Consider the following 8012-nt stretch of genomic DNA (forward strand, 5'->3'; position numbering starts at 1 on the left):
AAACCCTAGGGACCCGTTGGAGTCGCCAGAATATTAACGGAGGTGCCGGGACTGGCGCTCTGTCCACCACAGACGCCGGGGCTCGAGCATCCCCGGATCACAACGGAGTGTGGCTGTCCCGTGACACCGCCGGCTGCGATGAAGGCATCGCGTGTTATGTCGACGGTAGTCGTAGCGGGCGTTGTCGGTGGCGAGCTTGCGGCGGAAGCGCTCATGGCGACCCACGTTGTTCCCACGAGCGTCTCCCAGAAGCTGACGGCCAACCCCGTGGTGGTGGTTGGTGCCTCCACGAGGAATGCCGGGTCAGTTCCCACCGTTGTGGTCCCCGCCCGCGCATTCGTGTAGCTGGCGGTTCCGGGGATCACCGGTGGAATGACAATGAGAATGGCTGTCGTTTGCACGACGCAACTCCAGCCATTATCGGCGGAAAGGGCGTAAAAGTAGTTGCCACTGGATTTCGAACTGGTGTCGGTGAAACTCGTGCCCGTCGTCACCGGGGTACCCCGATCGATGGGACAGGATGCCGTGCCAAATTCTGTAGTGGAGCCCGCAACGAAATAACTCACGGTATTAGAGCCGTTGCCAGAAACGGCGTTCCACGAAAGATTCACCTGACCATTGGACCCCGTTTGCGTCGCCGAAAAACCACCGTTGGCAATGGGGGGGCCGATGGCGACGACGGTCGCGGAGGTGGTGGACTGCCAGTCCCCAGTGTCGGCATCGTTGAGCGACGTCACCCGGGCCTGATACGCGTGCCCTGCCGTCAGCCACTGCGGCGGCGAACTGGTCGTTCCGGCGCTCACGTCAAACTGGGTGACGATTCCGCCACCCTCCAAAATAACAACACGATAGGTCGTCACGGGGCTTCCGCCGGCAGGGTTTGCCACGGCTGCCCAGTCAACGACGAGCCCGCCGCCCTCGGCGTGTCCGGCAGCGCGCGAATCACTCGCCGTCAGCGTGCGGAGCGTGACCTGGGCCGGTGCCGCCGGAACAATATCGGCGCTGAGCGGTGCACTCCACGGACTCGGCGCGGAGACGCCAATGGCGTTGGTGGCGGTCACTGAGAACCGGCTGCGCTGGCCCGTAGGAAGGCCGTCGAGGGTACACACCGTGGCCAGGCACTCATGCCGATAGCCCGCGTCATTTTCGACGACGTAGCCCGTTATCGGGGCATTGTTGGATGCTGGAGCAGGCCAGGAAAGGGTCAGTTTTCCTGAAGTGAAACCGGAAGCGCGAACAGGAGCTGACGGTGCATTTGGCGCATCCTGAACGGAGATGGAGATCGTTCCCCATGTGTAGCGATCCGGATCATTGGTGGCATCGGCAACCTCGTATTCCAACGTCGTGTCGCTGGGCGCGGCGCTTCGGGAGACCGTCACGGTGAGGGTGGCTTTATCGGCTGATGGCGTCACGCCGACTCCGTCAGGGAGGTTGGCCGAGCCGAGGCCCCGAACCGAAACAACCCGCAGCGGCTGTCCGGGGAACGGATTAGTCGCGCCATCGTTGGCCAAGACGTCCACCGTTTTCGTTTGGCCGCGCGGAGCAATGACGGCATCAGCGGCAGGAATGGCCAGCGGGCGGCTGGAGGGAACAATGCGCACAATGACGGTTCCCGGGATGCCCACGCGAATGAGGTCGCGCACCGTAACCGTGAGCGAAATGGTCGCCCCTTTGGCAGCAGTATCTGTGGCCGTCATCGTCAATTTTTGACCGTTAAGTTCTGTGCTGATGCCCTGGGATGCCCCGGAAATCGTGTACGACAGTTCATCTTGGTCATTCACATAGGGATAACGCGTGACCTTCACGAGATCAATTTCTTTGGACTGGCCTGGTTCAATATCGACCTGCGCGCCAATGATAACGGGGGGCTGATTCTCTCTCGGGGTAACGGTGATGGGCAACACAATCACGGTCGTGTGGGCCCCCGTCGCGGAAGCAGAATCGCCATCCGTCACCTCAAAAGAGATGGAAGCCGGCCCAAAGTAACGATCCTCGCTCGTATAGGTGAGCGTGGTGTCATTGACCACGAGCCGCGCGCCATCCGCGTGAGTTGCCCGCACCTTGCTCGCATCGGTCAATGTAATGGTTTTCCCCAGAGCCGCAATAACGTAGTCGCTGAGGTTGATGCGCAGGGTCTGCTGGGATTCCACGGTCAGCGGCGCGACTCCGCGCTTTCGCTGGGGCAACGCGTCATCGGTGCCCGGCACCCAGATGAACGCATATGAGACAACCGCGGGATCCCCCGGGTGGGCCACCCGGAAGGGAATGACCTGGCTGTGTGCTTGCACGGTCACCCGCACAATTCCCGGCCCGCCAGCCCCGGGCGTCTGCACGCGTGCTGTCGTGCCGAAGCCACTGACCACCTCGGGACGCAAACTGGAAACGGGGCCATCGGCAAAGAAGGCTCCCGCGAGAACATCGACATCGACCGTGTCGTGACCCAAAATATCGCTCAGGCTCACGACCGAATCGCTCACACTGGGACGGTTCAAGGGCGCGCTCTCTTGAACATCCACGGTAATAAAGTTGGAGGAGGTGCCCGCACGATCATTGCTGATGTCATAGACGAGGCCGTAACGTCCCGGCGCCTCGGGCACAACAATCTTCACGACGTTGTCGATGACCGATGCATCAATGGAGGCATCCGTTGGGACGACAGCGGTGATGGTCAAAGGCCGCCCATCGGGATCAGAATCGTTGGCGAGTGCCCGAACAAAAACGGTGTAACCCGGTCGGGCGATAACCTCATCGGCTACCGCAATCGGGTTTCTGGCCCCCGCCAGTGGTTCGGCAATCCCAATACGTACCTGAGCCGAAGCTTGGGCGCCCAAGGCATCGACGACCGAGTACGTGACAACATCGGTTCCCGTGGCGTATGGCTCGGCTTCATACTCGAACCAGTCACCACCGACACTGGTGATGGCCCCCTTCTGGGGATTCGTGTCTAGGCCCACAAATTGCACGGAATCCCCGTCGGGGTCAATCCCCACGAGGGGGATGTGCACGCGAACGGTCTGCCCCGAAAGAACACGCGCCGAGACTTGGTGGGGCAATGGGGCTTGGTTTGTTGCCTCGTCGACAGCTCGCACGGTTACGGTGACCGTGCCACTCGCCCACTCTCCGCTGTCCGCATTCACACGGTAGACAGCCGAGAACGTTCCCGGAGTTGTGGGAGCCAAGTAGCGAAGGGAACTACCGCTCACAAAAAGAAGCCCGGCGCCGGCCGGCACGTTCTGATCGAGTTCCGGACCTAAGGAAAGCTCTCCGCCACCGGGATTAATATCATTGGCCAACACCGGGATGGAAATGACATCCCCGACCCGCACGGAAGCATAATCAGCCACTGCAATGGGAGCCTGAGCGATGGTCGTTGGCGGAGCCTGGACGACCGTGACATTTCCCTCTGCCGAGGAAATGCCGTTGCTCACGCGGTATCCAAAGACCACAGCAGCATCCAGGGGTTTCGTCAGCGTGACACGCAGAATACGGTGATCCACCACCTCAACTTGCACGCCCGAAGTTTCTGGAACGTTCACCACTCCTGTCACCAACAAGACTCCGCCGGCGGGGTCCACGTCACTGGCGGTGACATCAATCGTGCGGGTTTGTTGGAGAGGAACGATGAGTGAATGCGCTGCGGTGATGGGTCGCGCCGCGGCATCCGGAACATCGATGACATCGAGACGAACCAGACCAGTGGCCGTAGATTGGCCGTCCGTCACGGCATAGCTAAGGTATGTTGTGCCCACGCGCGGGCTGATCACCGAAAACGCGAACGCATCAAAATTGGTCGAAATCGTGAGACCGTCTTCCGCGGGAACTCCTGTGAGGCTCAACGGTCCCGATCCACCCCGCAGGTGAGGGGCCGGAGAAATTGTAATTTCCTGATTGGTCGAGGCCAAGACAGCAAACGTCTCGGCCACAATCGGCACGGTACCGGGGGCACGAACGGCAATGGTCGCGACACCGAATCCGGAAGACCGCCCGTCCGTTACCTCAAGGGAAACTTGGCGCTCCCCGCCGCCGGCACTGGAATCCGTAAAGGCTACGCGCCCCGCGGCAGTGAAAGATACGGCATCGGGAGCTGCTGTCTCGGCGGCGCTCAAGAAGATGGCATCTCCCTCGGGGTCGATCCAGTCGCCCAATACGTTGACGACAACGTGGCCTCCCACGGCGACATCCGCCCGGGTCGGACGCGCCTGGACCGGAGGTGAATTCTCGTTTGCGGAACGCACCGTGACCGTCACTGTGGCGCTCGCGCTTTGCCCATGGCCGTCCGAAATCGTGTACTCAAACTGCACAACCCCCGAGGCTCCCGGCTCCAACGTCAGCATGACGTGCGTGCGATCGGGGCCAATGTAAACCCGGCCCGTGGCAGCCGCAATCGGAGTGACACTGTCGATCACCAGCGCGTCGCCGTTGGGATCATAGTCGTTCAGAAGGACTGGTAACGACGTCTGGCGAGCGGGGCGAGCGCCCAACTCATCGTTGACGGCCACCGGCGGCAGCGGCGTTTTTTCAAACTCGGGGGTTTCTCCCGTGTCGGCCTGCACCACAAGTTTTTGAGTCTCTTGCGCAGCCAGCAGGTTATCCCAGTTGTCGATGCGATGCACGCCACCCTGCACCGACCATGACGTCCCACTCAGCTCATCATTGAGAGCGACTGACGTGCCGCTGACCCTAAAAGTGAGGCGTGCAGATGGGGCCGCCCCTTCAGCCGCCGCATTAACCACAGCCTCATTGCCACAATGCGTAAAGACTTGACCACTGGACCAGGCGGCGTAGGCACAGTCACCCACAATCACCGGAGCCGCTGGATTCCCGCGCGAGGAAGAAACCGCGGCTCCCACCTCGCCGCTATCGACATTGACCTGAGCGAGGCCTCCGCTATGGCCGATCAGGATCACGGCAGTGCGACCGCCCGGTTGCTGTAGAACGGCGCCGTCGAGACTGCCGATTCCGCTCCCCTTTCCCCCTGCCGTGGCGGAAGCCAGCTCAATGATGCGCCCAGCTGTCATCAGTCGCGCCGTCGTGCGATCAAGAACGATCCAGTGATCGTTGGCGATGGTGATATCAAGGGAATCCGCGGCCAAGGATCCCTCCAATTGCAGAGTCTTCGGGGCACCACCGGCGCGGAGATCAAACGTGGTGACCAGACCGCTTTCCGCACTCACTGCCGCGATCAGCCCCTCCGTTGTCGCCGCGAGGACGGAGTTTTTTCCCACCGAGAAAGCTGGGGGGCCGGAAGCGTCAAAGCTGGCAAGGCTCGCCAGCGGAACGAGCCACACATCGCCGGATGTCGGAGCATGCAACACGATGGTGGTAGGCGTCAAAACAGCGACAGTAACGGCCGGCGGAAGTGGCATACTGTCGGAAATCTGCCCCGAAGCTTGGTCGATCTTCTCCAGCGCTCGTTTGGTGTCATTGACGACGAAGGCGTTATCCCCGTCTTGAATCAGATCCACCCGCGCCGACTCTGTCGAGAGCACCGTGTTGAGTTCGTTGATGTGAGTGTTGGCCCGACCGATAGCAAGTTTGGCACCGCTGCTCACCCAGACAGCGCCATCGCCGAGCTCAATACGCTGCGCTTGATACCCGGTCGAGGCGACGGCGCCCCCCACGACCAATCCCACGACGGCCAGAGTCGCGACCCAAGAAACGAGTGCCCGACGGGATTTCTTTGTGTTCCATAACGATGACACCCACGTGCGAATCATGGCGAGGAAACGCGATCTACGGTGGTCTTCTTGCGTCGCCACCAGGGTGTCGGAACGGTAAGGAGGGAGGAAAGCTCCGTGCGGTCCTCGGGCGGCCCCACCAAACCACCGCTCCACGCATCTCCGACGACGTCGATGGGCGTCTGAGCGAGCCCTAACTCAGATTCAATGGCTTGTAGTTGCCTGGCAAACTCCATGGCTGAGTGGGGTCGATCATCCGTTCGTCGACTCATGGTTGCGGCCAACAAAGACTCGAGACTTGCCGGCACATCGGGCCGACCGAGAGGAGATATTTTTCCCTTCAGGATGCGTCCGGCGAGGTGCCCCGGGGAGTTCTCTTTTCCGACGACTTCGAAGGGACTGCGACCGGCCAAAAGTGAGTATACCGTGGCCCCAAGGGAGAAGATCTCGCTGGCGATCGTTCCCGTGGTTTCTTGGCGAATCACTTCGGGAGCAGACCAGGGCACGCTGAGCCCGACAGCCGTGGAGGAGTCACCAGCGGCGAGCGATGCTGCGATCCCAAAGTCGCTGAGCACAGGATGTCCGTAGGCCGTGAGCAAAATATTGCCGGGTTTGATGTCGCGGTGCAGAACGTTGGCACGGTGAGCTGTCTCAAGGGCTGCCGCGACGCGAATGCCCGTTCGAAGCACTTCGGCCACGGGTATCCGTTCGCTACGAAAACGATCCCCCAGCCCCGTGGGACACAGCTCAGTGACCAAGTAGGGGCGCCCATCGGAGCTGATGCTGGCCTCGAAGACGGTCAGAATGGCGGGATGCGTGCTGAGCTGCGCCATCAACTGCGCCTCGGCTTGGAACATGTTGCGCACCCGTGGGTTCACCACCTCAGGCAGCAAGACTTTGATGGCGACCTGGCGGCGGGGCAAGTTTTGTTCGTACAAAAAAACATCGGCAAAACCGCCCGAGCCAACGGCTCGAACAAAGGTAAATCCAGGCAAAACAGGTGGATTTGAGGGTAGACGTCGCACCATGCCTCCTAGTTTAGGCAGGTCTTCCCGAGTAACCCGTGAGTACACACAAGGACCTGTGGATAGGCTGCTATTGAGCCGTCGGTTGGCTGACACCGAGGACGTCGATGATGACGACGGTCACGTTGTCCCGGCCGCTGTTGGCCAGGGCCGCCTTCGTCAAATCTGCCACGGCGTCTTCGGCTGTGGCAGCCGTTCGCATGAAGTGTTCGATTCCCACGTCGGTGAGCTCCTTCGTTAACCCGTCCGAGCACAGGAGTAGGCGCATTCCAGCGACAACCGGCAACGAAACGTAGTCGGGGAGAGGTTCTTCGGCGATGCCGACGGCCCGCGTGATGACGTTGGAGTGCGGGTGGTAGTCGGCTTCCTCGCGGGTAATTTGCCCGGCGTCCACGAGTTGCTGAACGACGGAGTGGTCTACTGTCACCTGCGAGAAGTCATCGTTGATCAGAGCGTAAACGCGTGAGTCCCCGATGTTGAAGGCGGCCCACTGCAGCTGGGTTTCTTCCTGGATGAGGGCAACCCCGGTCACGGTAGTTCCCGCTCCGCGCTGGTCTTCCGTGAGAGTGTCGCGCAGATCATTAACGGATTTGGCCAACGCCTCTTCTAACGCGTCAAGAGTTGCAAAGCCAGGGGCCTCGAGCTCGGCGAGGCGACGCACCACGGCGTCACTAGCCACGTCGCCGGCGCTGTGCCCCCCCATGCCATCGGCAACGGCAAAAACGGGGGAACCAACACTAAAGCTGTCCTCATTCGCGGCCCGATGGTTGCCGACTTCTGTCGCGGCGGCCCACGAAAGTGTGACGAGCGCACCGGATGCGGGGTCCTTGATGATGAAGCCGGTCGAGTTGGCACCGATTGCAGTCACAACGAACGCTCCAAAGTTAGCTAGCGAGCAATGTCATTGCTGGCGTCGCGAGTGGTCTCGCGCATGACGTCAATTCTATTACCGTCTCCAATGTCGACGACGGCACCCTCACCTATGGCCATGGAATCTCCCGGAGCCAGTTGGCGGCTCACTCCGCTGGCTAACGTGACACGAGTTCCATTTGTTGACCGCAGATCGGTCACGACAACCACCCCGCCAATCTGGCGTAGCTCGACATGGGTGGTGGACACCCGCCCTTCCCGCGAGGGAAGACTCACCAACTGCACGACGTCGCCCCCCGGTATCCGAGCGACCCGCGGAGCCCGTCCAAAGACAACAGCTGTAGAAAGCGAATACCGTTCTCCCGTCACCGTTCGCAGAAAAAAGACCACCGTGGAGCGCGGAATGTGAGGGGCCTCGGCCGCGCCATCCGTGATGCGA

General features: G+C 61.1%; 4 protein-coding genes. All 4 read right to left on the reverse strand.

The features are described from left to right. Positions 1–5 precede the first annotated feature (5 nt). Positions 6–5759 carry an Ig-like domain-containing protein gene (locus FB555_RS05830; RefSeq protein ID WP_182484517.1) on the reverse strand — a complete coding sequence of 1918 codons (5754 nt, stop codon included), beginning with the start codon at positions 5757–5759 and terminating at the stop codon, positions 6–8. Next, the gene (locus FB555_RS05835) at positions 5714–6706 is read right to left on the reverse strand and encodes a serine/threonine-protein kinase (RefSeq protein WP_182484518.1); all 993 of its coding nucleotides are present in this window, start codon (positions 6704–6706) and stop codon (positions 5714–5716) included. The genes FB555_RS05830 and FB555_RS05835 overlap by 46 nt, the downstream gene beginning before the upstream one ends. Positions 6707–6773: 67 nt before the next feature. After that, positions 6774–7571, reverse strand: coding sequence for a PP2C family protein-serine/threonine phosphatase (locus FB555_RS05840; RefSeq protein WP_343046415.1), 798 nt, complete (start codon positions 7569–7571; stop codon positions 6774–6776). A gap of 20 nt (positions 7572–7591) precedes the next feature. Beyond that, on the reverse strand, positions 7592–8012 hold a 421-nt coding region (locus FB555_RS05845), incomplete at its 5' end, for an FHA domain-containing protein (RefSeq protein ID WP_182484519.1).

This window comes from Alpinimonas psychrophila, from assembly GCF_014137865.1.
Taxonomy (GTDB): domain Bacteria; phylum Actinomycetota; class Actinomycetes; order Actinomycetales; family Microbacteriaceae; genus Alpinimonas; species Alpinimonas psychrophila.